Below are 25283 nucleotides of genomic sequence, written 5' to 3' on the forward strand. Positions count from 1 at the left end.
CGCTGCTCCCTGCTCTCTTCACGAACTGTAGGTTCGGGCCGGGCCGCCGGCAAGGCGAGCCGGGGGCGCGCGCGGGACCACGCCGCGACGCGAGCGTCCTGCGCCTCTTGAACCTACAGCGGCTAGAGGATGCATATCCGCCGCATGACCGACGACCGAACCCTGTCCCGGCGCGCCCCCATGCCCAGCAGGCCCCCGTGCTGTGGCGGCGATTTCGTCCTTCCGGACGCGGCTCCGCCGCACGTCGAGGACGCGGCATGCTGCGGTGGCGACGCTTCGGCGGGTGGGGGGCGGCGGCGCTTCGACTGGCTGCTCTGGGGATCGGCGCTCGCGATCCTGCTGGCCTATCCCGCCTCCTTCGCCATCGGCCAGGATACGCCCTTCGGGCTGGGGCACTTCGCCCATGGCGTGCGCGAGATGATGAACGCGATGTGGTGGGGCATCCTGGTGGGCATGCTCGCTGTCGGACTGATCGACCGGGTGCCGCGGGCCTTCGTCATCGGCGTCATCGGCCGCGACCAGGGCGCGAAGAGCCTCCTGCGCGCCGTGCTGGCGGGCGTTCTGCTCGATCTGTGCAATCACGGCGTGCTGATGGTGGGCGCCAAGCTCTACGAGCGGGGCGCGAGCCTGGGCCAGGTCTTCGCCTTCCTGATCGCGAGTCCCTGGAACTCGCTTTCCCTCACCATCATCATCGGCGCGCTGATGGGCTGGGGATGGATGGTCGTCTTCCTCGTCGCATCGCTGGTCATGGCGCTGCTGACCGGCCTCGTGGTCGAGGCGCTGGAGCGCAGCGGCCGGGTGAGGCCCAATCCGAACCGCGTGGACCTGCCCGCCGGTTTCGACCTCTGGCGCGAGGCGAAGGCGGGGCTCGCGGCGCAACGCTACGACCTTGCGTTCTTCGGCGACGTGGCCCGCCGCGCCGTCACGGCCAGCCGGATGATCCTGCGCTGGCTGCTCTTCGGGGTCGTCCTGGCGGCGCTCATTCAGGCGACGGTGCCAGCGGAGGTGTTCCGGACATGGTTCGGTCCGACGCTCATGGGCCTCGCCGCGACGCTGGCGGCGGCCACGATCATCGAGGTCTGCTCGGAGGGGTCGGTGCCGATCGCCGCGGATCTGATGACGCGCGCAGCGGCGCCGGGAAACGCCTTCACCTTCCTCATGGCCGGGGTCGCCACAGACTATACCGAAATCCTGATCCTGCGCGAGGCGACCGGCCGACTGCGCGCCGCGCTGCTGCTCCCGCTGCTCACGGTGCCGCAGGTCGTGGCCATCGGCTGGGCGCTGAACGTCACGGGACCGGCGGGCTGATCGCACCATCCGCGGCCGGGCTCAGCGGAGACTGCTCTCCAGTCCCCGGATGAGCGTGTCGAGGGCGAAGTCGAAGTCGGCGTCGGGATCGACCGCGCCGATCTCCTCGGCCAGTTCCGCCGTCACGGGACAGGCGCGGGCCGGCAGGCTGGCCTCGAAAGCCGCGCGCTCGGCCGCGTCGAAGGGCTCCATCCAGCCGCTGATCTCGTCCACGGCGAAGGCCTCGGCATAGGTCAGCAGCAGGCGCGCGGCCTGCACGGCGCGGCGCGGCGGGAAACCCGCCCGCCGCAGGGTGGCGAGGACCGCCTCGCGCAGGCGGTGCTCGGCGGAGAGCCATTCGTCGTAGAGCTCGTAGGCGCGAAACGTCCCCGGATGGCGGCGCGCGAGGTCGCGCAAGCCGTTGCACATATTGCGCAGATCCTCGCGCCAGTCCTTGCCCGGAGGCGGCACCGGACATTCCGCCATCATCGTCTCGAGGACCTCGTGCAGCAAGGCGCGCCGATTGGCGAAATGATGATAGAGCGCCATGGGATCGACGCCGAGATCGGCGGCGAGCTTGCGCATGCTGAAGCCCCTCTCGCCCTCTCGGTCGAGAATCTCCATCGCAGCCCGGACGATCGTTTCACGCGACAGCTTGGCCGGTCTCGGCACGGCCGGTCTCCCTTTTTCGTTGACTAACTCTACAGCGTAGAGCTACTTTACGTTCCGATCTTGCCGCGCAGGTTAGGAGTATCCCGGCATGACGTCACGCGACCACGGACTCACGCGCCGCGGCTTCGTCTCGATTTCGGGCGCAGCGACGCTCCTGCCCTCGGCTGCGGCGGCGAGCCAGGACTTTCCCGCCAACCCCGACGTGGTGATCGTGGGCGCCGGCGCCGCGGGCATCGCCGCGGCCCATGTGCTGCGCACCGCGGGACTCAGCCATGTCCACCTCGAGGCCGGCCGATACGTCGGCGGGCGCGCGCGCACCGAGACCGAGAGCTTCGGCGTGCCGCACGACCTGGGCGCGCACTGGGTGCAGAACGGGCGGCGCAACCCCTATTTCGCGCGCGCCGAGGCGAGCGGACACCGCTTCTACCGCGCGCCGGAGGCGTTCCGCATCTTCACCGACGACCGCCCCGCGAGCCCGGCCGAAACCGCCGAACTCTGGGACGCCTGGGACGCGGTGGAGGGTGCGATCGGCAAGGCCGGACGGCGGGGCCGCGACATCGCACCGGCCGGGGTCGTTCCCTCGACCGGCACCTGGACGCGCACCGCCTGGTTCGGCATCGGCCCCTGGGAGATGGGCAAGGACATGGACGCCTTCTCCTGCGCGGACTGGTGGAACTCGGCCGACAGCACCGATTACTACCATGCTGCCGGGTACGGCACGCTGGTGGCAACCCATGCCGCCGGCCTGCCGATCGCGCGGAACACGCCAGCCACGCGCATCCGCTGGGGCGGGCCGGGCGTGGAGGTCGAGACGCCACGCGGCATGATCCGGGCGCGCGCGGTCATCGTCACCGTCTCGACGGGGGTGCTGGCGGCGGGCGGCATCGCCTTCGACCCCGCCCTTCCCGAGCCGAAGCAGGCGTCGTTCCACGAGATCGCGATGGGCGACTACAACCACATCACCCTGCGCTTCGCCGAAGACATCTTCGGTATGGGCGAGGACGGATACCTGCTGCATCAGGTGGACGCGAGCGACGAGGCCTTCGGCGCGCTGACGAATGCCAGCGGCACGGGGCTGGCCTATTGCGACGTGGGGGGCCGCTTCGCGCGCGACCTCGAGCAGGCCGGCCCGGACGCCGCGATCGACTTCGTCCTGGGCAAGCTGCGCGGGATGATCGGGTCAGACGTGGACCGCCATTACATGGGCGGCGCCGTCACGGCCTGGAGCAGCGACCCCCTGGTGCGGGGCTGCTACGCCTCGGCCCGGCCGGGCGGTTACCCGATGCGCGAGGTGCTGCGCGCGCCGGTCGCCGACCGGATCTTCTTCGCCGGCGAGGCCTGCCACGAGGATCTCTGGGCGACGGTCGGCGGCGCCGACATCTCGGGGACCGAGACGGCCCGCGCGGTGGTGCGCCTTCTGGCCTGACCCGCGCGCGCGATCAGCACTTCACGCGCGCCATCTGCGGGTCGAGCATCGGCCGCAGCGCGGCGCGGGCCGGCACCCGCTCGCCCGCGACGTCCACCTCCCACGGGCCGGCCTCGACGATCTCGGGCGTCACGGGGCGGTCGAGTTCGACGAAGCCGATCCCCACCGCGCCGCCCAGCGTGTGGCCGTAGCCCCCCACTTGAAGGTGGCCGACCGCCGCGCCGTCGAGATAGACGACCTCGTTGCCGTAGAGCAGCGGCTCGGGATCCTCGAGCAGAAATTGCAGCATCCGGGTCTTCGGCACGCCTCGCGCCTTGATCGCGGCGAGCGCGTCGCGCCCGATGAAGCCGCCCGGCTTGTCGAGCTTCACCGCGAATCCCAGGCCCGCCTCGATCGGGTTGTCGGTGTTGTCCACGTCGATGCCGAAGTCGCGGTAGGCCTTTTCCAGGCGCAGCGAGTTCAGCGTCTGCATGCCGGCGTTCCGGACGCCGAGGTCGCGGCCGGCCTTCATCAGCAGGTCATAGACCTGCACGGCCGCTGTCGCGGGCACGTGCAGCTCCCAGCCCAGCTCGCCCACGAAGGTCACGCGGAAGGCGAGAAGGCTCCAGTAACCGACGTCGATCTCGCGCGCGGTCATGAAGGGGAACCCCTCGTGGCCGAGGTCCGCGGTGCTCACCCTCTGCATCAGCGCCCGCGCCTTCGGACCGTGAACGTTGATCTGCGTGATGCCGGCGGTGATGTCGGTGATGGTGACGCATTCGCCCGCGCCGATATGGCGGCGCATCCGCATCTCGGTGTGGCCGTGCGAGTTCTCGCCCACCACGACGAGAAAGCGTGTCTCCGACAGCCGGGTGACAGTCAGGTCGGCCTCGAAGCCGCCGGCCTCGTTCGCCCAGGCGGTATAGACGACGCGGCCGGGCGCCACATCCACCTCGTTGCAGCTCAGCCGCGAGAGCAGCGCGCAGGCGTCCGGCCCCTCGACCGAGAACTTGGACATGCTCGACATGTCCATCACGATCACGCCCTCGCGCGCCGCGCGGTGTTCCTCGGCGTGCCAGTCCCACCAGTTCTGGCGGAACCAGCTCAGCCTTTCGATCCTCGCCTCCTCCGGCGTGGGCGCGAACCAGTCGGGCTGTTCCCAGCCGTTGCCCTCGGTGAAATACGCGCCAGCGGCCTTCAGCCGGTCGTAGAGCACCGAGCGCTTGAGGTTGCGCGCGGTTTTCGGCGCCTCGTTGTGGTAGTGCTGGCCGAACATCTTGCCCAGCAGTTCCGTCGTCCGGTCGCGGCGGAAGGCCGGCGTGGCGTGATGCTTCGTGAAGCGGTTCACGTTGATGCCCGTCACGTCGATGGGCGGAAGCCCGTCCACGATCCAGTGGGCGAGCACCCGGCCCGTCCCTGCCCCGTTCAGGATACCCAGCGAGTTCATCCCGCAGGCCACCCAGCAGTTGCGCAGCTCGGGCGTCTCGCCCACCAGCGGCGCGTTGTCCGGCGTGAAGCTCTCCGGCCCGCAGAAGAGCTTGCGCACGCCCACGTCCATGGCCTGCGGCACGCGGCTGTAGGCGAGCTCCAGCCAGGGGCCCACCCGGTCCCAGTCGGGCTCGATCTCGCCGAAGGCGAAATCCTCGGGGATGCCCTCGAGCTTCCAGGGCGCGGCGCCGGGCTCGAAGAGGCCGAGCATCAGGCCGCCCACCTCCTCGCGGTAGTAGGTGTAGGTCTTGGGATCCTCCAGAACCGGCAGGTCGCGCGGCAGCCCCTCGATCTTGTCGGTGATGAGATAGTAGTGCTCGGCCGCCTGCAGCGGCAGGGTGATGCCGGCCCGCGCGCCCAGCTGCCGCGACCACATGCCGCCGCAGATCACCACATGCTCGGCGCGGATCTCCTCGCCCCCGGCGGTGCGCACGCCCACGGCGCGGTCCCTTTCCGTGAGGATCTCCGCCACGGCGGTGTTCTCGAAGATCTTCGCGCCGCCCATGCGCGCGCCCCTGGCGAGCGACATGGTCACGTCCACCGGGTTCGCGCGGCCATCCTCGGCGATGTAGAATCCGGCCAGCACGTCGCGCACGTCGCCGATGGGAAAGAGCTCCTGCACCTCGCGCGGCGAGACCTCGTGCATCTCGATCCCGTGGCGCCGCATGAAGGGCGCGACCCGGCGCATCTCGTGCACCCGCTCCTCGTTGCTGGCGACCTGAAGGTAGCCCACGGCGCGGAAACCCGTGGGCACGCCCGTCTCCTCCTCGAGCCGGGCATAGAGGTCGCGGCCATGCGTGTAGATCTCGCATTCCGCCTCGGACTTCAGCAGGCCGGCGACGATCAGGCCCGCGGCATGCCAGGTCGTCCCCGAGGTGAGCTGATCGCGCTCCAGAACGACCACGTCCGCAACGCCGAGCTTCGTCAGGTGATAGGCGGTGTTGCAGCCGATCGAGCCGCCCCCCACGATGACCACTTGCGCGTGCGATGGCAGCCTCGGCATTCCCCGTCCCTCCTGTGCCTCTCCCGTGTCCCCGAAGCATTGCGCCCCGGCATCGACGCGTGCAAGGAGATTTTGAATGAACGCTCAATCAATGGCGCGTAGCGCCACAGCAGCGCGCGATCTGCTGTCGGAGCCGCGCCGCATCTGGCAGCATGATGGAAGACCGACGCCCGACCGGGCCGCACGGCAGTGAGTGGAGGAAAGCCAGGATGAACACCGATCGCTTCTACATCGACGGCGCGTGGGTCGCGCCGCAGGGCACCGGGACGATGCCGATCATGGACCCGGCCGAGGATGCGCAGATCGGCACCGTCGCGCTCGGGACCGCGGCGGACGTCGATCGTGCCGCCGAGGCCGCCGTCGCCGCCTTCGAGGAGTTCGGGCGATGGCGCAAGGCCGACCGGATCGAACTGCTGCGCCGCATCCGCGCGGGAACCGAGGCGCGGCGCGAGGATCTCGCCCAGGCCATGACGCGCGAGATGGGCGCGCCGATCACCATGGCGCGCGAGGTTCAGGCCGAGGCCGGAACCGGCCATGCCGACGGCTTCATCGAGGCGCTCGAGGCGCAGGAGGAGCGCTGGCGGCTGGCCAACGGCGACACGCTGGTGCGCGAGCCGATCGGTCCCGCGGGCCTCATCACGCCGTGGAACTGGCCGATCAACCAGATCGCGCTCAAGGTGCTGCCCGCCCTCGCCACCGGCTGCCCCTGCATCCTCAAGCCGTCGGAGCACACGCCGCTTTCGGCAGCGATCTACGCCGAGATCCTGCATGAGGCCGGCGTGCCCGCCGGCGCCTTCGCGCTGATCCACGGCACGGGGCCCGAGGTGGGTGACGCGCTCGCGCGGCATCCGAAGCTGGCGATGGTGTCCTTCACGGGCTCCACGCGGGCGGGGATCTCTGTCACGAAGTCGGCTGCGGACACGGTGAAGCGGGTCACGCTGGAGCTGGGCGGCAAGTCGCCCAACCTCGTCTTCGCCGACTGCGGCGACGCGCTCGAACAGCGGGTGCGCGACTCGGTCGCCGAGTGCTTCCTCAACACGGGGCAGTCCTGCGACGCGCCCACGCGGCTCATCGTCGAGCGCGCCTGCTACGACGAGGTGGTGGAGATCGCCCGCGACGCGGCCGAGTCCACGGGCGTCGGCGACCCGAAGCAGGAGGGCGACCACATCGGCCCGCTTTTCGACAAGCTGCAGTGGGACCGCGTGCAGGCGATGATCGAGACGGGCATCGAGGAAGGCGCGCGGCTGGTCGCAGGCGGGCCGGGACGGCCCGCGGGGCTCAATCAGGGCTGGTATGCGCGGCCGACCGTCTTTGCCGACGTGTCCAACGACATGCAGATCGCGCGGAAGGAGATCTTCGGCCCCGTCCTGTCGATCCTGCCCGCGGCGGACGAGGCCGAGGCCATCCGCATCGCCAACGACACCGAGTATGGGCTGGCCGCCTACGTGCAGACCGGCGACGCGGCGCGCGCCGAGCGTGTTGCCGCGCGGCTGCGCGCGGGCGCGGTGCACGTCAACGGCGGCGGCATGGGCTGGGGCACGCCCTTCGGCGGCTACAAGGCCTCCGGCAACGGGCGCGAGGGCGGGCTCATGGGCCTGGAGGACTACCAGGAGGTCAAGAGCCTTCATTTCGGCTGAGCGGCGGCGCGACGGTGGATTCGGCGGGCGTCGCCGGCGTACTGCGGGCCTTCTGAAGGCGCTGCAACGCGCGGTGCCGGTTGTCGCAGGAGGCGCACGCGGCCGCGCGGGCCGCCGCGCCGTCGCGCAGGGGTCTCTCGTCCTCGGCGGCCCGGGCCGCCCCGGCGGCGAGGAGCGCGGCGAGGGCCGCCGCCACTGTCGGCATGATCGCGGCCGGCCTCATGGCTCCGCGTCGCCTCCGGCGTCGTCCACAAGGGCCGCGCTGTCCGAAAGGAAGGCGCGCAGCGGCGCCGTCGCGTCGGGCCTGCCGGCGCGGGCGCGCCGCGCGAAGTCGAGCGCCGCGACCTCGTGGGCCGTCATGACCTCGAGCCGTGGACGATCCTCGCGCGGCGCGTGGGCCTCCAGCGCACGGAACGCCGCGATGAAGCCCCCATAGGTTTCCAGCATCTCGGCCAGAAGCGCCTGCCAGTCGCCGCCCTGCGCCCGGGCCTGGTCCCGACCGATCCGCGCGAGGGTCGCCGCGGCCCGCGGCGTCAGGCCATGCCGGGCGAGCAGCGGCGCCGTCACCACGGCCGTGCGCCGTTCCACCTCGGCCAGCAGGCCAAGGGCGGTGCGGCGCGCGCCTTCGGGCTGCATCGCCGCGAGCGCCGCGAAATAGGCGACGCCCGTCACCTCCTCCTCGTGGAAGAGCGTGAGCCGCTCTGTGTAGCTTCGGTCGGGAGTCGTCATTTCCAGTGCGCCGGGATTTCCAGACCGTCGAAGCCGACATCCACCCGATCGTGGGCGGGCGGACCCTCGGGCGCATCCGGCGCGTCGAGTTCGAAGGCGTAGCGATAGCCGGCGTGGGTCGCTGCCGCGATGAGCGCGGGCGCCTCGCAGTCGCCGATCCGCTTAAGCGTGAAAGGCAGCGCACCGGGATCCCCCCCGGCGGCGTCGAGCAGCGCACGATAGAGCCCGTCGTTCGGCCGGCGCGCACTGACCATCACGAGGGAGGTGGCGGCGAGCTCCTGCTCGGCGCCGGTATAGACGCAGGAGAGCCGCGCGCGCGCCCCGTCGAACGCCCCCATCGCGTGCGAAAGGACGAGCCGCACGCCAAGGCGCATGAGCCGCGCGCGCACGCGGCCGCTCTCTATAGTGTAGCCGCCCCAGCTCGCCACGGAATCCTCGGCCGTGGCATAGGTCACGGGACGGCCCGCCGCCGCGAGCTTCTCGGCGATGGCGGCGCCGTGGTAGTAGCCGTCGCCGTCGAAGACGAGCGTGGGCCCCTCCGGCATCTGTCCGGCCATGATGGAGTCGGGGGTGAGCACCGGGACGCCCTCGGGCGCGACGGCGCGGAACGCGCCCATCTCGTGCACCTCCGGCCGCCAGCGCGCGCCGGTGGCGATGCCGACGTGATCCGCACCGACCTCGCGCACCGCCTCGGCCGTCATCTCGCTGTCGAGGAAGATCTGCACGTTGGGCATCTTCTGCAGGGCCTGCACGCGATAGTCGCGCACCCGGATCCATTCGCCGAGCCCAGGCAGGCGGGCCTCGCGCGTGACCCGACCGCCAAGCTCCGTCCCGGCCTCGGCCAGCATCACCTCGTAGCCGCGCACCGCCGCCGCGCGCGCGGCTTCCAGCCCCGCGGGCCCCGCGCCGACGATCAGCACGGTCGCTGCGCGCGGCGCAGGCGGCAGGCGTTCGGGATGCCAGCCGCGGCGCCATTCCTCGCCCATCGCGGGATTCTGCGTGCAGCGGATCGGCACGCCGATGCCGTCGCCCGCGTAGCAGACGTTGCAGCCGATGCATTCGCGGATCTCGTCGAGCCGTCCCTCCTCGATCTTCTTCGGCAGGAAGGGATCGGCGATCGAGGGCCGCGCGGCCCCGATCAGGTCCACGAGGCCGCTTTTTACCCAGCGCGCCATGGTGTCGGGCGAGGTGAAGCGGCCCACCGTCACCACAGGCTTCGAGGTCATCGCCTTGACGTGCCGCATGTAGGGTTCGAGCGCGCCCTCCTTGACGAAGCGCGACAGCCCCATCTCGACGGAGTAGTCGGCGATGTTGATGTCCCAGAGGTCGGGCAGGTCGGCCAGCAGCCCGAACATCTCGTGCCGCTCGCCGAAGACGGGCACGCCGTCCTCGCCGATCGACTCGTCGGCCGACCAGCGCACCGCGACGGCGCAGCGGTCGCCCACGGCCTCCTTCGTCTCCTCGACCACCTCGCGGACGAGGCGGACGCGGTTCGTCAGGCTGCCGCCGTAGTCGTCGCTGCGCGTGTTCATCACGGGCGACAGGAAATTCGACAGCAGATAGCCGTGCGTGGCGTAGACATAGACGATATCGTAGCCGGCCTCCTTCGCGCGCAGGGCAGCATCTCGGTGCCAGCTGCGGAAGTCGCGGATGTCCTGCCTGTCCATCGCCCGCGTCTGGAACGGGTGGCCGGTGAAGTTCGGGGCCGAGATCACGTCCATCGACACTTCGCGGCTGTAGAGGTTCGCGGTGCGCGCGCCGCCGAACCACAGTTCCGCGCCCGCGAGCGCGCCATGCGCGTGCACCTTCTCGACCATCAGCGCGTTGGCGCGGATGTCGCTGTCGTCCCAAAGGGAGCCGGAGGGATGGGGAAGGTCGTCCGAGGCGGGGTGAATCGAGTTGTACTCGGTGCAGACCACGCCCCAGCCGCCCTCGGCCTTCACGCCGCGCATCTCGGCCAGCATCCGGGGCCGCAGCCAGCCCATGCCCGTGCAGTGCGGCACCTGGTAGAAGCGGTTCTTCGTCGTCACCGGCCCGATCCGGAGCGGTTCGAACAGCAGGTCATAGCGGGGATCGCGGTTCATTCGGGGCGCTCCGGGTCGGGCGGTCTCTCGGGATCGAAGTGCCGCGGGAAGGTGCGGGCGAGAAACTGCAGCACCTGCCGCTTCGCATCCTCGGCGGTGAACTCCTCGGGGTGGATCATCATGTTGAGCCAGAGGCCGTCGTAGAGCCCTTCGAGGGATTTCGCGATATCCATGGGATCGAGGCCCTCGTATCCGCCCTCCTCCTGCAGCGCGCGGCACAGGCGCTTGGCCTCCTGCCAGCGCTCCTCGTCGATCTCGCCGAGGCGTTCGCGGTAGAGCCGCCGCAACTGGGCGTCGCCGAAGAAGGCGAACCAGACCGACAGCTTGGGCCGTTCGCAGACCGAGGGGTGGAAATGCGCGGCGACGAAGGCCCAGAGCTTCGCCTCGGGCGCGAGCGCCGCGTCGTCGTAGGCCGCCCGCCAGACCTCGCGATGCTCGCGCGCGAGGCTCAGCAGCGTCTCCACCAACAGGTTCTCCTTGCTCTGGAAGTGGAAGGCGACGATCCCGCTCGACAGATTGGCGAGCCGCGTGACGGTCGCCATGGTCGTGCCCGACATGCCGTGCTGCGCGATCGAGGCGATGGTGGCGTCGATCAACTGCTGGCGGCGAACCTCCCTGGGTTCGGTGCGGCGGGGCCGCGTCCGCGTCGTCATGGCGCCGACCTCCCGCGCGGTCATTCGGCCAGCACGCGCATCGCCTCGTCCGGCCAGCTCAGCCAGACCTCGCCGGCCTCGGGGACGTGCCGCACCGGCGCGCTGTTGTTGGCGGAGACCGCGACAGGCGCCTCGATCCCGTCGAGCTGCACGTAGTAGTGGCTGCGCTCGCCCAGGTAGGCGGCGTTCTGGATGCGTCCGCGCACGGCGTGGCCGCGCTCGGGGCGCGTGTCGCTCAGAGCGATCTTTTCGGGACGGATGGCGAGCGCGACCCGCTGGCCGGGCGACAGCCCCCCTGCCCCGTCCGGCGCCGCGATCCGGCCGAGCGCCGCGACGTCCAGATCGACGCCCTGCCCGTCGGCCTGCGTGACCCGGCCCTCGAAGAAGTTCATGCTGCCGATGAACTCGGCCACCTCGCGGTTGGCGGGGCGCTCGTAGAGCGCCTCGGGCGTGTCGATCTGCAGCGGCTTGCCGCGCGCCATCACGGCCATGCGATCCGACAGCGTCAGCGCCTCCTCCTGGTCGTGGGTCACGAAGACGAAGGTGATGCCCACCGTGCGCTGGATCTGCCTGAGCTCCAGCTGCATCTGCTCGCGCAGGTTCTTGTCAAGCGCGCCCAGCGGCTCGTCGAGCAGCAGCACCTTGGGCCGCAGGATCAGCGCGCGCGCCAGCGCCACGCGCTGGCGCTGGCCGCCCGAGAGCTGGTTCGCGCGCCGGTCGCCGTAGTCCGGCAGCTTGATGAGGTGGAGCATCTCGTCCACCATCTCGTCACGCCGCGCCTTCGGCAGCTTCCGCTTGCGCAGCCCGTAGGCGATGTTGTCGCGCACGTCGAGGTGCGGGAAGATCGCGTAGGACTGGAACACCATGTTCACCGGCCGGTGATTGGGCGGCACGCCGCTGATCGGGTCTCCGTCGAGATAGATCTCGCCCTCGGTCGGGCTCTCGAACCCGGCGAGCAGGCGCAGGAGCGTCGTCTTTCCGCAGCCCGAGGCGCCCAGAAGCGAAAAGAACTCGCCCTCACGGATGTCCATCGACACGTCGCCGAGCGCCGTGAAGCTGCCGAAACGCTTGGTGACGTTCTCGATGCGGATGTAGGCGTCCTGGGTCATTGATCCTTGCCGGGCTGGACGAGAGTGCGGTTACCGCGGTTGGTCAGCCAGAGGCTGAGGAACACCACGACGAAGGAGACGAGCAGGATGACCGACGCCAGCGCGAGCACCTTGGGCAGCTCGCGCGGGAAGCGGAGCTGGTTCCAGATGTAGATCGGCAGCGTCTGCTCGGTGCCGGCCAGGAAGAAGGCCACGATGAACTCGTCGAAGGAGATGGTGAAGGTCAGCAGCAGGCTCGCGATGATCCCCGGATAGACGACCGGGAAGGTCACGCGCCAGAAGGTCCACCAGATGTTCTCGCCCAGATCGGCCGAGGCCTCCTCGAGCGAGGGATCGAGCCCCTCGAAGCGCGGGATCAGCGTGGCGATCGCGAAGGGCGTGCAGATCAGCAGATGGCCCAGCGTCACCGTGTAGAGCGAGAGCGGCACGCCGAGCCGGGACATCAGGATCAGGATCGCCACCCCGAGAATGATGAGCGGCACCACCAGCGGCAGCATCATGAAGCCCACGAGCGGCCCCTGCCCCGGCAGCCGGTAGCGGGTGATGGCCTTCGCGGCGAAGACGCCCAGCGCGGTGGAGATCACCGCCGTCGCCATCCCCACCTTCACGCTGTTGCCCAGCGCCGCCCACATCTGCGGGTTCTCCCACATCTGCGCGTACCAGGCGGTGGTGAATCCCTGGAGCGGGAAGGCGATGTAGATCGAGTCGTTGAACGAGAAGAGCGGCAGGAAGAGGATCGGCAAGTAGAGCACGATCAGGAACAGCACGGCGTAGAGCGTGAGCGTCCGGCTCGACCGGTCGATGTAGGAGTCGCCCTTCATGACGCCCGCGCCTTCAGGCGACTCGTGCCGACGATGACCGTCAGGGCCACGATCGCGACGCAGATCATCATGATGATCGCGAGGGTCGCGCCCATCGGCCAGTCGTTGATGCGGCCGAACTGCATCTGGATCATGTTGCCGATCATCACGCCGTCGGGCCCGCCCAGGAGCGCGGGCGTGATGTAGTCGCCCACGGTGGGAATGAAGATCAGCAGCGTGGCCGCGATGATCCCCGGCGCCGAGAGGGGCAGCGTGACGCGAAGAAAGCGCCGCCAGGGGCCGTCGCCCAGGTCGGTCGCCGCCTCCAGCAGCGAGCGGTCGATCTTTTCCAGCGAGACGTAGATCGGCAATATGGCGAAGGGTGCCCAGGCATGGGCGAGCGTGATGATCACCGCCGACTGGCTGTAGAGCAGGAACTCGAGCGGCTGGTCGATCAGGCCCACGGACATCAGCGCCGAGTTGATCACCCCGTTGTAACCGAGCACCGTCTTCCACGCGAAGACGCGCAGCAGGTAGCTCGTCCAGAACGGCAGCGTCAGCAGGATGAGCCAGAGCATCTTGCCGCGGTGGACATGGAAGGCCACGAAATAGGCGATCGGATAGCACAACAGCACCGTCGCCACCGTGGCCGCGCCGGACATGTAGAGCGAGCGGAGGATGAGCGTCTGGTAGACCGGCTGCTCGAAGGCCTTGGCGTAGTTGTCCAGGGTGAAGGAGGTGTCGATGTCGAACCCGGTCTGGGTCCAGAAGCTCATCGTCACGAGAATGCCGAAGGGGATGAGGATCCCCGCCGCCATGAACAGCAGCGCCGGCATGAGCAGCCCGTAGCCCCGCAGCCTTTCGTGCCTGTAGAACAGGCGTCCGTTGGCGCCCCGCCCGCGTCGTGCGGGCCGGGCGGCTTGCTGCGCCTGGGCTGGCTCGGCAATGTCGGCCACGCGCGCGCCTCCGGTTCAGGATGGGGCCGCCCGGCGGGGCGGGCGGCGGGCCGGACCGCGGGGCGCCCGCGCTCCGGAGCGGTGCGTCGCAGGCCGGCTCAGAAGCCGGCCTTGATCATCTCGAACTCCTCGTTGATCCGGGTCTCGAATTCCTGCGTCTGCGGTGTCTGGAAGTGACCGGCCTGCAGGATCTCGAGCGGGTTCTTGGACAGGCCGAGGCCCGTAAGCGTCTCTTCGCTGAACTTGTCGAAGGAGCGCATGTTGGAATGGCCGTAGCCGTAGTCCTCGATCATGAAGTGCCCGCTCTCGACGCTGAGCAGCGAGTCGATGATGTCGTGCGCCAGCTCCGGGTGGGGCGCATCCTTGTGGATCATGAGCCCGCAGACCCAGGTCAGCGCGCCCTCCCTGGGCTTGGCGAATTTCACCGGGACACCGTCGGCCTGCAGCAGAACCGCCGAGGAGTTCCAGGTCATCGCGGCGGCGAGCTCGCCCGAGGCGAGCGCCTGTTCCAGCGTGGTGGTGTCGTCGGTATAGACGCGGATGTGCGGGCGCTGTTCGCGCAGCGCCGCCGCCGTCGCCTGGAAGCCGTCCTCGGTGGCGATGTCGGCGAAGTCCACGCCCGCCTTGATCGCCGCGCACCACCAGGCGTCGCCGGCCGAGGCGAGACTGCCGAGCCGCCCGCTGTAGCGATCGTCCCAGAGCATGTCCCAGGACTCCTCGCCTTCGACCTCGAAGATGTCGGTGCGGTAGGTGACCGATGTCTGCCCCCAGTCGAAGGGCGCCATCCACGGCAGGCCGCCCTCGGCCTCGTTGCCCGGCAGGTCGATCAGTTCGGGCATCACGTCGCCCCAGTTCGACAGCTTCGCCGTGTCGATCGGCTGGAACAGCCCCGATGCCACCCAGCGCGGCAGCCCCTGGTTGCAGGGATGCGAGACATCGACGACGAAGCCCGCCCGCATCTTGGTCAGTGCCTCTTCGGAGCCGCCGAAGGTGGTGAAGTTGGGCGGCGCGCCGTGCTTTTCGGCATAGGGCACGAAAAGCTCGGGGATGTCGTAGCCCCCCCAGGTGAAGAAGGTCGCCCCATCGCTCTGCGCGCGCGCCGGGCGCAGCGGCATGGCGACCGTGGCGACGCCGGCGGCCAGCAGCGTCCTGGTGAAGGCCCGCCGGCTGAGCCTGCCGCGCCGGACGGCGGCGAGATGATCGATCACGTCCATGCGTTGTCTCCCTGTCGTGCGGACGGTTCCAGCCGCCCTGCCCTTTTCCGGATTGCGGCGTCCCGCGGGCGGGAGGCCGGACCGCTCATTGATTGAGCGCTCATTCAAAGAGTGTCCGCAGCCTCCCGCCGCGTCAAGCCCGTGCTCGTGGCCGAACACGGGCGTTCCCGCGCGGTCTCCTCGAAACGCACAAGAAATGCACGGTCTCGTGCCCGTTCCGGCGCCGTCGGACCTGACGCGGCCACAGGCCCTTCCACGGCCGGACGACCGCCATCAGGGCGAATCGGCTCGCCCGCCCGTATCGGTCAGTCCCGGGCGGCGAAGGCCCCGCGGTCCGGCAACAGCCGGGCAAGCAGACCGCGCAGCGCGCGGCGGCCGTCTTCGGGCCCGTGCGCCGAGGGGAACAGATAGAGCTTCTGCCAGTAGCCGTCGCAGAAGGTGTCGAGCCATTCGGCCAACTCGCCTGCGTCTGCGTCGCCGCTCACGAGCTCGCGGCAGATGCCGCGCAGCGCGTCGAACCTGCGGGCGTCGAAATCGGCGGCGATCTCCGCGTAGGTTTCGGTCGTCTTCAGCTCGCCCCAGAAGGCATACCAGACCGCCAGCGCGTCGCGGCTGCAGACTTCCGGCCGGAAATCCGCGTCGAGCAGCGCGAGCAGCCGGTCCTCGGCGCGCGGGCCGGCAGCGTCGAGCGCAGCCATCCAGTTCGCCTCGTAGCGGCGATAGATCTCGCGCAGCGCTGCGGTCAGAAGACCCTGCTTGGTCTCGAAGTAGAACACGGCCACGCCCTGCGAGAGCCCGGCCTCGCGCGCCACGGTGGCGAGCGTCGTACGCGCCAGACCGTGCCGGACGATCGAGCTCAGCGTCGCCTCCACCAGCTGCCGGCGGCGCATGTCGGCGTTGGTCTTGCGCTCCTTCCGGGGACGCTGCGAGCCGCTCTGCCCGGTGCGCATCTCGCTCATCGCAGTCTCTCCCGCTTGGCGCGCCGCGAATAGCAGCAAGTCCCATGGGGGTCCAGCGCAGGAATTGTTTGAGCGTTCATTCAAACTTTACCGCGGCCTGCGCGCCCGCTACCGTCGGGGCGACTCACCGGGGGAGCAAGATGTCGGAGCATGGCCGATACGACGCCATCGTCGCCGGCGCGGGCCACAATGGCCTGACCGCCGCCTGCTACCTGCAGAAGGCGGGCCTGCGCACGCTGGTCGTCGAGAAGAACGACTGGATCGGCGGCGCCGCGGTCAGCCGGTCGCTCACGCCTGGATGGACCTACTCCAACTGCTCCTACGTCTGCTCGCTGCTGCGCCGCGAGATCGTGCGCGACCTCGACCTGCCGCGCTTCGGGCTGCAGGTGATCCCCTACGAAGGCGGCGGCAGCTTCACCCGGGACGGGCGGCACTTCGGCTACTACGCCGACCCTGCGCAACTTCGGCGCGAGCTGCGCCGCCACAGCCCACGCGACGCCGACGCCTACCAGCGCTACAGCCGGACGATCCTGCGGCAGTGCCGCTTCATCCGACCCTTCCTGCTGCGGCCGGCGCCCGATCCGCTCTCGGCGCGGCCGCGGGACCTGGGCGAACTGGCCTTCCTGCTCAAGCGGGCGCACGGCCTTGGTTCCCGCGAGCTCGGCGAGACGATCCGCTTCTGGACCGCCTCGATCGGCGATTTCCTCGACGAGCATTTCGAGAGCGACCTGGTCAAGGCGCATCTCGCCGGCTCGGGCATCATCGGCACGGGACTCGGCGTCTATTCCCCCGGCACCGCCTATGTCCTGCTGCACCACTACATGGGCGACGTGGACGGCGCGATCGGCGCCTGGGGCTTCGCGCGGGGCGGCATGGGCGCGATCTCGAACGCGTTGGCGGCGGCCTTCGAGGAAGCCGGCGGCACGATCCGCACCGGCGCAGGGGTGGAGGAGATCCTCGTCGACGACGGGAAGGTGACCGGCCTCGCGCTGTCGGACGGGGCGGAGTTCCGCGCGCCCATCGTCGCCTCGAACATGGACGTCAAGCGCACGATCCTGCGCCACACGCCGCGCGCGGCGCTGCCGGAGGATTACCTGCGCGCGGTCGAGCGATTCAAGATCCGCGGCTCCTCGGCCAAGCTCAACATCGCGCTCGACGGCATGCCGGAGTTTCCCGCGGCGCCGCCGGGCGCGAGCTTCCTGCGCGGCGATCTGCACTGTTCGGAGTCGCTTCGGGAGCTCGAGCGCGCCTACGACGACTGGAAGCGCGGGCGCTGGTCGGACGAGCCCTATTTCGACATGCTGATCCCCTCGCAGATCGACCCGACGATGGCGCCGCCGGGCAAGCACATGATGACGGTGTTCATCCAGTATGCGCCCTACGAGCTGGAGGCGGAGGGCCTGCGCGCGGCCGGGAACTGGACGCCCGAGCGCCGGCAGGCGATGGCCGAAACCGTCCTCGACAAGATCGAGGTCGCCTGCCCCGATATCCGTCGCCGCATCCATCACATGGAAATCCGCAGTCCGAAGGAGCTGGAGGACGAGGTGGGGCTCACCGAGGGCAACATCTTCCAGGGCGAGCTGACCTTCGACCAGCTGCTCTTCAACCGTCCGGTGCCGGGCTATGCGCGCTACGACACGCCGGTGAAGGGGCTCTACATCGTCGGCTCCTCCGCGCATCCCGGCGGCGGCGTCATGGCCGCGCCGGGCGCGAACGCGGCGCGCGAGATCCTGCATCGCATCGGGCGGGCCGGCAACATGCCGGATCTCGCGGCATGAGCGCGCGCTACGACGCCGTTGTGGTCGGCGGCGGGCACAACGGCCTCGTCGCCGCCGCGACGCTCGCGCGCGCCGGGCGCCGGGTCTGCGTGCTGGAGCGGGCCGACCGGCTCGGCGGGATGGCGGCGGGCGGCGCCTTCCCGGACGGAACGCCGATGCCGCGGATCGCGCACCTGCTCTACAATCTTTCGCCGGCCGTGCTGAACGAACTCGGGTTCGGCGCGGGCGGGCCGGTGGAGACGCGCGCGCTTCCCACGGTCTGCCTCGATCCGGAGGGGCGGCATGTGGTGGTGCGGGACGGGTCGCCCGTCTTGGCCGACGGCAGGCCGCACCCGGAGGCCGAGGCCTATCGCAGGCTCGCCGCGCGACTGGTCCGCTTCGGCGGGCTGCTCGCCCGGCTCGCGGACGCCCCCCCGCCGCAGGTGTCCGAGCGGCTTGCGGATCTGGCCGGGATGCGCCGGCTCGGCCCGCTGGCGGCGCTCGGCTGGGACTTCCGCAAGCTCGGCCGCGGCGACCGGCGCGAGTTCCTGCGCATCGTGCTGTCGAACGCCCATGACGTGATCCTGGACGAACTCTCCGACGGGCCGCTCGCCGGCAGCCTCGCGGCGGATGCGGTGCGCGGCGCCTGGGCCGGGCCGCGCGCGCCCGGCACGGTCTTTTCGCTGATGTATCGCCTGGCGCGCGGCGGCGGCGCGGCGCTGCCGCTGGGGGGGATGGACGCGGTGATCGCCGCCCTCGCCGACCGCGCCCGGTCGCTGGGCGCCGCGTTGCGCACCGGCGCGGAGGTGACGGAGGTGCGCGTCGAGGGCGACCGCGCCTGCGGCGTGCGGCTGGCCGACGGGGAAGAGATCGCGGCCGGGGCCGTGCTGGTGGCGACGGCGCCGGGCGCCGCGATGCGCCTTGCGGGCCCGGCGCACTACGACATCGAGGCGGTGCGCCGTCTGCGCAACATGCGCGCCAAGGGCACGGCGGCCAAGCTGAACCTGCGGCTCGACGGACTGCCGGAGGTGCCGGGGCTCGGCCCCGAGCTCCTGGGCGGGCGCCTCCTGCTGGCGCCTTCGGTGGAGCAGGTCGAACGCGCCTTCGACCCGGTGAAATACGGCCGCGTTTCCGAGGCGCCGGTGATCGAGGCGGTGATCCCTTCGCTCACCGACCCGCAGGCAGCGCCACATGGCGGGCATGTCCTGTCGGCCATCGTGCAGTATGTGCCGCATGCGCCGGAGGGCGGCTGGACCGGGGCGGCGCGCGACCGGCTCCGCGACGTAGCCCTCGCCGCGCTCGAGACCGCCCTGCCCGGCCTCTCGGCCCGCGTGACCGCGGCCGAAACCCTGACTCCTTCCGACATCGAGGCCGCGACAGGCGCGCCCGGCGGGCACTGGCACCACGGCGAACTCAGCCTCGACCAGCTTCTGACGGTGCGGCCGGTCAACGGCATGGCGCGCTACCGCTTCGGGCCGGCGGGCCACTACCTGTGCGGCGCGGGCGCCCATCCGGGCGGCGACGTGATGGGCGCGCCCGGGCGCAACGCCGCGCGGGTCGCCCTGGCCGACGCGACCGCGGGGGAGGCGGCGGCATGAACGCGCGCGACAGCTTCGCCGGCCGCGCCGCTACGCCCGTGCCGCAGGGGCTGATCGACGGCCCCTTTCACCAGCGCCTTGCCGCGCTGAACCACGCGCGGGCCTGGTACGACTGGGCGGGCTACGCCGCGCCCTCGGTGCTCGACACGGTGGAGTTCGAGTATTTCGCGCTGCGCAACGCGGCCTCGCTCTTCGACATCTCGCCGATGCGCAAGTTCCGCGTCGCCGGGCCGCAGGCCGAGGCGATGCTGAACCGGATGGTGACGCGGGACGTGGCGCGGCTCGCCCCCGGCCGGGTCGCCTATGTCCTGTGGTGCGACGAAGAGGGGATGGTGATCGACGACGGCACCCTCTTCCGCTTCGGGCCTGACGACTTTCGCCTCTGCTGCCAGGAGCCGATGTTCGGCTGGCTGGAAGACGCCGCCTGGGGCTTCGACTGCGCCGTGACGGACGAGACCGACGCGCTGGCGGCGCTCGCCCTTCAGGGCCCGACGTCTCACGCCATCCTCAAGGCCGCGGGGCTCGACCTGGGCGACCTGCGCCCCTTCGCGCACCGCGAGGTGGCGCCGGGGCTCGCGATCTCGCGGACGGGCTTCACCGGCGATCTGGGCTACGAGTTCTGGGGCGCGTGGGACGCCGCGCTGCCGCTCTGGGACCGGCTGTGGGAGGCAGGCCGCGCACATGGCCTGCGCGCGGTGGGCTACGAGGCGGTGAACATCGCGCGGATCGAGGCCGGCTTTCTGACCGCAGGCGTCGATTTCCAGCCTGTCCACGCAGCCGAGCGCCTGCATCGCGGGCGCACGCCGCGAGAGCTGGGCCTCGAGCGGCTGGTGGACTTCGGCAAGGGGCATTTCAACGGCCGCCGCGCGCTTCTGGCAGCCGAGAAACGCGGCCCGCGCTCGCGGCTGCTCCGGCTCGATGTCGAGGGACACAAACCCGCGCAGGGCGCGCTGATCTATCATGGACGGCGCCGCGAGGTCGGGCATGTCACCTCCGGCACCTGGTCGCCCACCGCCAAGCGCAACATCGCGCTGGCCGAGGTGCGTGCGCCCTGGGGCACGACGAAGTCGGGCGACCTCTGGGCCGAGATCTACACCTGCGAGGAAGGGGTCTGGGAGCGGCGCATGGTCCGTGCCCGCCCGCAGAGGGCCGCCTTCTACCGCCCGGCCCGCGCCCGCGCGACCCCGCCCGCCGATTTCTGAGACCACACGAAGGACGCGCCATGAACGATCCCCGCCCGCCAAAGACCGCCCGGCCCAACACCCCCGCGCCCGAGGATCTCACGACCTGGGACCGCGATCACCACCTGCACCCCTGGGCCGCGGTCGATCACTGGCGCGAGACGGAATACGAGCGCATCGAGCAGGCCGAGGGGATCCACGTCTGGAACGCCGAAGGGCGCCGTCTGATCGACGGGCCGGGCGGCATGTGGTGCGTCCAGATCGGCTACGGCAACCGCGAGATCGCCGAGGCGATCGCGGAACAGGCGGTGCGGATGCCCTACGCCTCGCCCTGGTCCGGCACCAACGCGCCCGCGGCGGAGCTCGCGCACCGCATCGCGGAGATGGCGCCGGGCGACCTCAACACGGTGCATTTCACCACCGGCGGCTCCACGGCCGTGGACACCGCCCTGCGCACCGCGCAGTTCCTCAACAACCAGCTGGGCCGCCCCGAGAAGAAGATCATCCTCGCCCGCGAGAAGGGCTATCACGGCTCCACCTACCTCGCGGCCAGCGTCACCGGGAAGGAAAGGTTCAGGACGCGCTTCGACCGCGACGCGCGGGTGCACTTCCTGCCCGACGTGAACCCCTATCGCCGCCCCGAAGGCATGAGCGTCGAGGACTGGTGCGACGCCAAGGTGGCCGACCTGGAAAACGCCATCGCCGAGATCGGCCCGGAGCGCATCGGCGCCTTCATCGCCGAGCCCATACTGTGCTCGGGCGGCGTGATCGTCCCGCCCGAGGGTTATCACCGCCGCACGCTCGAGATCTGCCGCCGGCACGACATCCTCTATATCTCCGACGAGGTGGTGACCGGCTTCGGCCGTCTGGGCCACTGGTTCGCATCGGAAGAGGTCTTCGGCATAAAGCCCGACATCATCACCTGCGCCAAGGGCCTGACCTCGGGTTATCAGCCGCTGGGCGCCTGCATCCTCTCGGACGAGATCATGGACCGTCTTGCGGCCGCCGGGGACTCGTCGGTCTTCTACAACGGCTACACCTATTCGGGTCACCCTGTGGCCTGCGCCGCCGCGCTCAAGAACATCGAGATCATGGAACGCGACCGCATCCTGGAACATGTCCGCGAGGTGTCGCCGCATTTCCACGCGCGCCTCGCCGAACTGGCTGACCACCCGATCGTGGGCGACGTGCGCGGCATGGGCCTTCTGGGCTGCGTCGAGGCGCGGCTGGGCGCGGGCACGCTGGAGGAGGACAGCCGCTTCGGCGAGGAACTCGACGCCGTCTGCGAGGAGATGGGGCTGATCCTGCGCCCCATCTTCAACATGGCCGTCTTCTCGCCCCCGCTCATCATCAGCAAGGCCCAGATCGACGAGATGTTCGACATCCTCGCCCGCGGCCTCGACCGCGTCGCGGCCTAGGCGGGCTTGCGGGCGCGGATGTGATGGGGGCAGTGCTCGCCGCTTTCCAGAACGCCCACGAGGGCTCTCCAGGTCGCCTCCTGCTGGGCGATGAACCCGGCGCCGTGCTCGCGGTCCAGCCGCGGTCGCTCGGGGCCCGTCAGCCAGTCGAGTTCCTGCCGGCTCACCTCGGCATACCAGGGGTTGCGGTCGGTCAGGCCGATCTCGGTGAACCCGGCCCCCTCGAGCGAGGCGCGATAGGCCCGCGGCGAGGCCATGGCGAAATCCAGATCCTCCTGCGCGATGTAGTGCTGCATCGCTTCGGACGGCGGGCCGTCGTGCGAGATGAGCCAGTCCGAGGCGGCGAACCAGCCGCCGGGGCGGAGCACGCGGAAGACCTCGGCGCCGAGGAAATCCTTGTCGGGGATGTGAATGATCGAGTCCTTGGAAAAGACCACGTCGAAGCTGCCCGGCCCGAAGGGCAGCGGGCCCGGCGCGACCTGCCGGATCTCGACCCGGTCCCCGAGCCCCGCCTCCTCCACCCGACGCCGCGCGGCGGCGCAGACCGGCCCCTCGACGTCGATGCCCGTCACGCGCCCGGCCCCGTAGTCGCGCGCGAGCGCCACGGTGATCGCGCCCGAGCCGCAGCCGATGTCGAGCACGTGCCGGCCGGTCAGGTCGAGCCCCTCCAGCACGCGCGCCACCTCCTCCGGGCCGCCGGGCGAGAGGAACCCCTCGCCCCAGATATCCTCGAGAAAGGCGATATGCGCGTCGTCGTAGAGGATCTCGGACATGCTTTGCTCCCTGTCGATTACTCCGGGGAAGCTTCCATCGGGCAGGCGGAATATTCAAGCCGGCCGGCGCGCGGAACGGCGACACAGGGGAGGATGCGATGAGCGATGTGCCGGATCGGGCGCGCGTGGTGATCGTGGGCGGCGGCGTGGTGGGCTGCTCGGTCGCCTATCACCTGGCGAAGCTCGGCTGGACCGACGTGCTGCTGCTGGAGCGCAAGCGGCTGACCTCGGGCACGACATGGCACGCGGCCGGATTGATCGGGCAGCTTCGCGCCACGGCCAATCTCACCAGGCTCGCGAAATACACCACCGATCTCTACACCTCTCTGGAGGAGGAGACCGGCATCTCGACCGGCTTTCGCCAGTGCGGCTCGATCTCGGTCGCGCTCACGGAGGAGCGGCGCGAGGAACTGCTGCGCAGCGCCGCGATGGCGCGCTCCTTCGGCGTTCCGGTCGAGGAGCTCTCGCCGGCAGAGATCGCGGCGCGCTACGCGCCGCTGAACGTCGAGGGCGTCACCGGCGGCGTCTTCCTGCCCTCCGACGGACAGGGCGACCCCGCCAACATCGCGCTCGCGCTGGCGAAGGGCGCGCGGATGCGGGGCGCCACGATCCGCGAGGGCGTGAAGGTGATGGGCGTCGCCCGCGCGGGGCGGCGCGTCATGGCCGTGCACTGGCAGGACGAAAGCGGCGCCACCGGCCGGATCGCCTGTGACGAGGTGGTGAACTGCGCCGGCATGTGGGGGCGCGAGGTGGGGCGCATGATGGGCACCGTCGTGCCGCTGCAGGCCTGCGAGCATTTCTACATCGTCAGCGAGCCGATCGCCGGGCTGGGCGAGATGCCGGTGCTGCGCGTGCCCGACGAATGCGCCTACTACAAGGAGGACGCGGGCAAGATGATGCTGGGCGCCTTCGAGCCCCGCGCGAAGCCCTGGGGCATGGACGGAATCCCCGAGAGTTTCGAGTTCGACCAGCTGCCCGAGGATTTCGACCATTTCGAGCCGATCCTGGAGGCCGCGGTGCAGCGGATGCCCATGCTGGCCGAGGCGGGCATCCACACCTTCTTCAACGGCCCCGAAAGCTTCACGCCGGACGACGCCTATCTGCTCGGCCTGGCGCCCGAGATGGACAACGTCTGGGTCGCGGCGGGCTTCAACTCCATCGGCATCCAGTCGGCGGGCGGCGCCGGCATGGCGCTGGCGCAATGGATGCAGGACGGCGAAAAGCCCTTCGACCTGGGCGACGTGGACATCGCGCGGATGCAGCCCTTCCAGGGCAACCGGCAGTATCTCCACGACCGCGCGACCGAGGTGCTGGGCCTGCTCTACGCCGATCACTTCCCCTATCGGCAGAAGGCCACCGCCCGCGGCATCCGCCGCAGCCCGGTGCACCACCTGCTTGTCGAGCGGGGCGCGGTGATGGGCGAGGCGGCGGGTTGGGAGCGCGCCAATTGGTTCGCGGCTTCGGGGCAGGAACGCGCCTATCGCTATTCCTGGGGCCGGCAGAACTGGTTCGACAACGCCGCGGCAGAGCACCGCGCGCTCCGCGCCGGCGTGGGGCTCTACGACATGTCCTCCTTCGGCAAGATCCGGGTCGAGGGGCCGGACGCCGAGGCCTTTCTCAACCATGTCTGCGGCGCGGACCTCTCGGTGCCGCCGGGACGGGTCGTCTATACCCAGATGCTCAACGACCGCGGCGGGATCGAGGCCGACGTGACCGTCACGCGCCTGAGCGAGACCGCCTACCTGATGGTCACCCCCGCGGCGACGCGGCGGGCCGACCAGACCTGGCTCGAGCGGCACAGGGGCAACCGCGCCGTGGTGGTGACCGACGTGACCGCGGCCGAGGCCGTCTTCGCCGTGATGGGACCGCAGGCGCGCGACCTCATGGCACGGGTCAGCCCGGACGATTTCTCCGACGCCGTGCATCCCTTCGGCCAGGCCCGCGAGATCGAGATCGGCATGGGCCTCGCCCGGGCGCACCGCCTCTCCTACGTGGGCGAGCTGGGCTGGGAGATCTACGTCTCCGCCGACATGGCCGCCCATGTCTTCGAGAGGCTGCTGGAGGCGGGCGCGGAGGTAGGGCTGAAACTCTGCGGCCTGCACGCGATGGACAGCTGCCGGATCGAGAAGGCGTTCCGCCACTTCGGCCACGACATCACCTGCGAGGATCACGTGATCGACGCGGGCCTGGGCTTCGCGGTCAGGACCGACAAGCCCGGTTTCATCGGCCGCGACGCGGTGCTCGAGCGGCGCGAGACGGGGCCGCAGCGGCGGCTGGTGCAGTTCCTGCTCACCGATCCCGAGCCGCTGCTCTACCACAACGAACCCGTGCTGCGCGACGGCGAGATCGTGGGGCATCTGACCTCGGGCGCCTACGGCCACCACCTCGGCGGCGCGGTGGGGCTGGGCTACGTCCCCTGCCCCGGCGAGACTGCCGCGCAGGTGCTGGCCTCCGCCTACGAGATCGACGTGGCCGGCACGCGCGTGCCCGCCACCGCCGCGCTGCGCCCGCTCCACGACCCCGGGGGCGCGCGCATGAAATGAGACAGGCCCGCAGAGGC

Annotated in this window: 20 protein-coding genes; 8 read left to right on the plus strand and 12 right to left on the minus strand. The window is 70.5% G+C overall.

From position 1 onward, the window contains the following. Positions 1-180: 180 nt before the first annotated feature. Positions 181-1308 carry a permease gene (locus tag DRV85_RS15595; protein ID WP_113290469.1) on the plus strand — a complete coding sequence of 376 codons (1128 nt, stop codon included), beginning with the start codon at positions 181-183 and terminating at the stop codon, positions 1306-1308. A 21-nt stretch (positions 1309-1329) separates the two neighbouring features. On the opposite strand, the gene DRV85_RS15600 is transcribed toward DRV85_RS15595, so the two are convergent. Continuing rightward, a complete protein-coding gene (locus DRV85_RS15600; protein ID WP_147238865.1) occupies positions 1330-1959 on the minus strand; it encodes a TetR/AcrR family transcriptional regulator C-terminal domain-containing protein in 630 nt (209 codons plus the stop codon). An 88-nt stretch (positions 1960-2047) separates the two neighbouring features. Between DRV85_RS15600 and DRV85_RS15605 the strand changes: the two genes are divergently transcribed. Beyond that, positions 2048-3385: a flavin monoamine oxidase family protein gene (locus DRV85_RS15605; protein WP_113290411.1), complete on the plus strand. Its 1338-nt coding sequence runs from the start codon at positions 2048-2050 to the stop codon at positions 3383-3385. A gap of 13 nt (positions 3386-3398) precedes the next feature. On the opposite strand, the gene DRV85_RS15610 is transcribed toward DRV85_RS15605, so the two are convergent. Continuing rightward, the gene (locus tag DRV85_RS15610) at positions 3399-5855 is read right to left on the minus strand and encodes a GcvT family protein (RefSeq protein ID WP_113290412.1); all 2457 of its coding nucleotides are present in this window, start codon (positions 5853-5855) and stop codon (positions 3399-3401) included. A 209-nt stretch (positions 5856-6064) separates the two neighbouring features. Here DRV85_RS15610 and DRV85_RS15615 point away from each other — a divergent pair, with 209 nt between their 5' ends. Next, complete coding sequence (locus tag DRV85_RS15615; protein ID WP_113290413.1) at positions 6065-7492, plus strand: aldehyde dehydrogenase family protein; 1428 nt, start codon at positions 6065-6067, stop codon at positions 7490-7492. Here the strand turns inward: DRV85_RS15615 and DRV85_RS19050 are convergent. The 9 genes from DRV85_RS19050 to DRV85_RS15655 form a co-directional block, all read right to left on the minus strand. Then, the gene (locus DRV85_RS19050) at positions 7470-7697 is read right to left on the minus strand and encodes a hypothetical protein (protein WP_233495545.1); all 228 of its coding nucleotides are present in this window, start codon (positions 7695-7697) and stop codon (positions 7470-7472) included. The genes DRV85_RS15615 and DRV85_RS19050 overlap by 23 nt on opposite strands. Positions 7698-7711: 14 nt before the next feature. Further along, the gene (locus DRV85_RS15620; RefSeq protein WP_113290414.1) at positions 7712-8221 is read right to left on the minus strand and encodes a hypothetical protein; all 510 of its coding nucleotides are present in this window, start codon (positions 8219-8221) and stop codon (positions 7712-7714) included. Next, the gene (locus tag DRV85_RS15625) at positions 8218-10305 is read right to left on the minus strand and encodes an oxidoreductase (protein ID WP_113290415.1); all 2088 of its coding nucleotides are present in this window, start codon (positions 10303-10305) and stop codon (positions 8218-8220) included. The genes DRV85_RS15620 and DRV85_RS15625 overlap by 4 nt, the downstream gene beginning before the upstream one ends. Continuing rightward, positions 10302-10958, minus strand: a complete 657-nt coding sequence (gene betI, locus DRV85_RS15630) for a transcriptional regulator BetI (protein ID WP_233495546.1) — start codon at positions 10956-10958, stop codon at positions 10302-10304. Before betI ends, DRV85_RS15625 begins: the two co-directional genes overlap by 4 nt. 20 nt (positions 10959-10978) lie before the next feature. Then, positions 10979-12067 carry an ABC transporter ATP-binding protein gene (locus tag DRV85_RS15635; protein WP_113290417.1) on the minus strand — a complete coding sequence of 363 codons (1089 nt, stop codon included), beginning with the start codon at positions 12065-12067 and terminating at the stop codon, positions 10979-10981. After that, positions 12064-12888, minus strand: a complete 825-nt coding sequence (locus DRV85_RS15640; RefSeq protein ID WP_113290418.1) for an ABC transporter permease — start codon at positions 12886-12888, stop codon at positions 12064-12066. Before DRV85_RS15640 ends, DRV85_RS15635 begins: the two co-directional genes overlap by 4 nt. Beyond that, positions 12885-13823 carry an ABC transporter permease gene (locus DRV85_RS15645; RefSeq protein ID WP_113290419.1) on the minus strand — a complete coding sequence of 313 codons (939 nt, stop codon included), beginning with the start codon at positions 13821-13823 and terminating at the stop codon, positions 12885-12887. The genes DRV85_RS15640 and DRV85_RS15645 overlap by 4 nt, the downstream gene beginning before the upstream one ends. A 98-nt stretch (positions 13824-13921) precedes the next feature. After that, positions 13922-15037, minus strand: coding sequence for an ABC transporter substrate-binding protein (locus tag DRV85_RS15650; protein WP_113290420.1), 1116 nt, complete (start codon positions 15035-15037; stop codon positions 13922-13924). A gap of 305 nt (positions 15038-15342) precedes the next feature. Further along, a complete protein-coding gene (locus DRV85_RS15655; RefSeq protein ID WP_233495547.1) occupies positions 15343-15996 on the minus strand; it encodes a TetR family transcriptional regulator C-terminal domain-containing protein in 654 nt (217 codons plus the stop codon). Between the two features lie 140 nt (positions 15997-16136). Between DRV85_RS15655 and DRV85_RS15660 the strand changes: the two genes are divergently transcribed. From DRV85_RS15660 to DRV85_RS15675, 4 genes are read left to right on the plus strand one after another with little or no spacing between them, the layout of a single operon-like run. After that, entirely contained in the window at positions 16137-17774 is a 1638-nt protein-coding gene (locus DRV85_RS15660; RefSeq protein WP_113290421.1) for a phytoene desaturase family protein, read from the plus strand. Continuing rightward, positions 17771-19351, plus strand: coding sequence for a phytoene desaturase family protein (locus tag DRV85_RS15665; protein WP_113290422.1), 1581 nt, complete (start codon positions 17771-17773; stop codon positions 19349-19351). Before DRV85_RS15660 ends, DRV85_RS15665 begins: the two co-directional genes overlap by 4 nt. Next, positions 19348-20553 carry an aminomethyl transferase family protein gene (locus DRV85_RS15670; RefSeq protein WP_113290423.1) on the plus strand — a complete coding sequence of 402 codons (1206 nt, stop codon included), beginning with the start codon at positions 19348-19350 and terminating at the stop codon, positions 20551-20553. Before DRV85_RS15665 ends, DRV85_RS15670 begins: the two co-directional genes overlap by 4 nt. Positions 20554-20573: 20 nt before the next feature. Next, a complete protein-coding gene (locus DRV85_RS15675; RefSeq protein WP_113290424.1) occupies positions 20574-21950 on the plus strand; it encodes an aminotransferase in 1377 nt (458 codons plus the stop codon). On the opposite strand, the gene DRV85_RS15680 is transcribed toward DRV85_RS15675, so the two are convergent. Further along, positions 21947-22723 (minus strand): methyltransferase domain-containing protein, encoded by a 777-nt coding sequence (locus DRV85_RS15680; RefSeq protein ID WP_113290425.1) that lies wholly within the window; start codon positions 22721-22723, stop codon positions 21947-21949. The genes DRV85_RS15675 and DRV85_RS15680 overlap by 4 nt on opposite strands. A 98-nt stretch (positions 22724-22821) precedes the next feature. On the opposite strand from DRV85_RS15680, the gene DRV85_RS15685 reads away from it, so the two are divergent. Next, positions 22822-25266, plus strand: a complete 2445-nt coding sequence (locus tag DRV85_RS15685; RefSeq protein ID WP_113290426.1) for a GcvT family protein — start codon at positions 22822-22824, stop codon at positions 25264-25266. Positions 25267-25283: the final 17 nt, after the last annotated feature.

The organism is Rhodosalinus halophilus (assembly GCF_003298775.1).
In the GTDB taxonomy this organism is placed as follows: Bacteria; Pseudomonadota; Alphaproteobacteria; order Rhodobacterales; family Rhodobacteraceae; genus Rhodosalinus; species Rhodosalinus halophilus.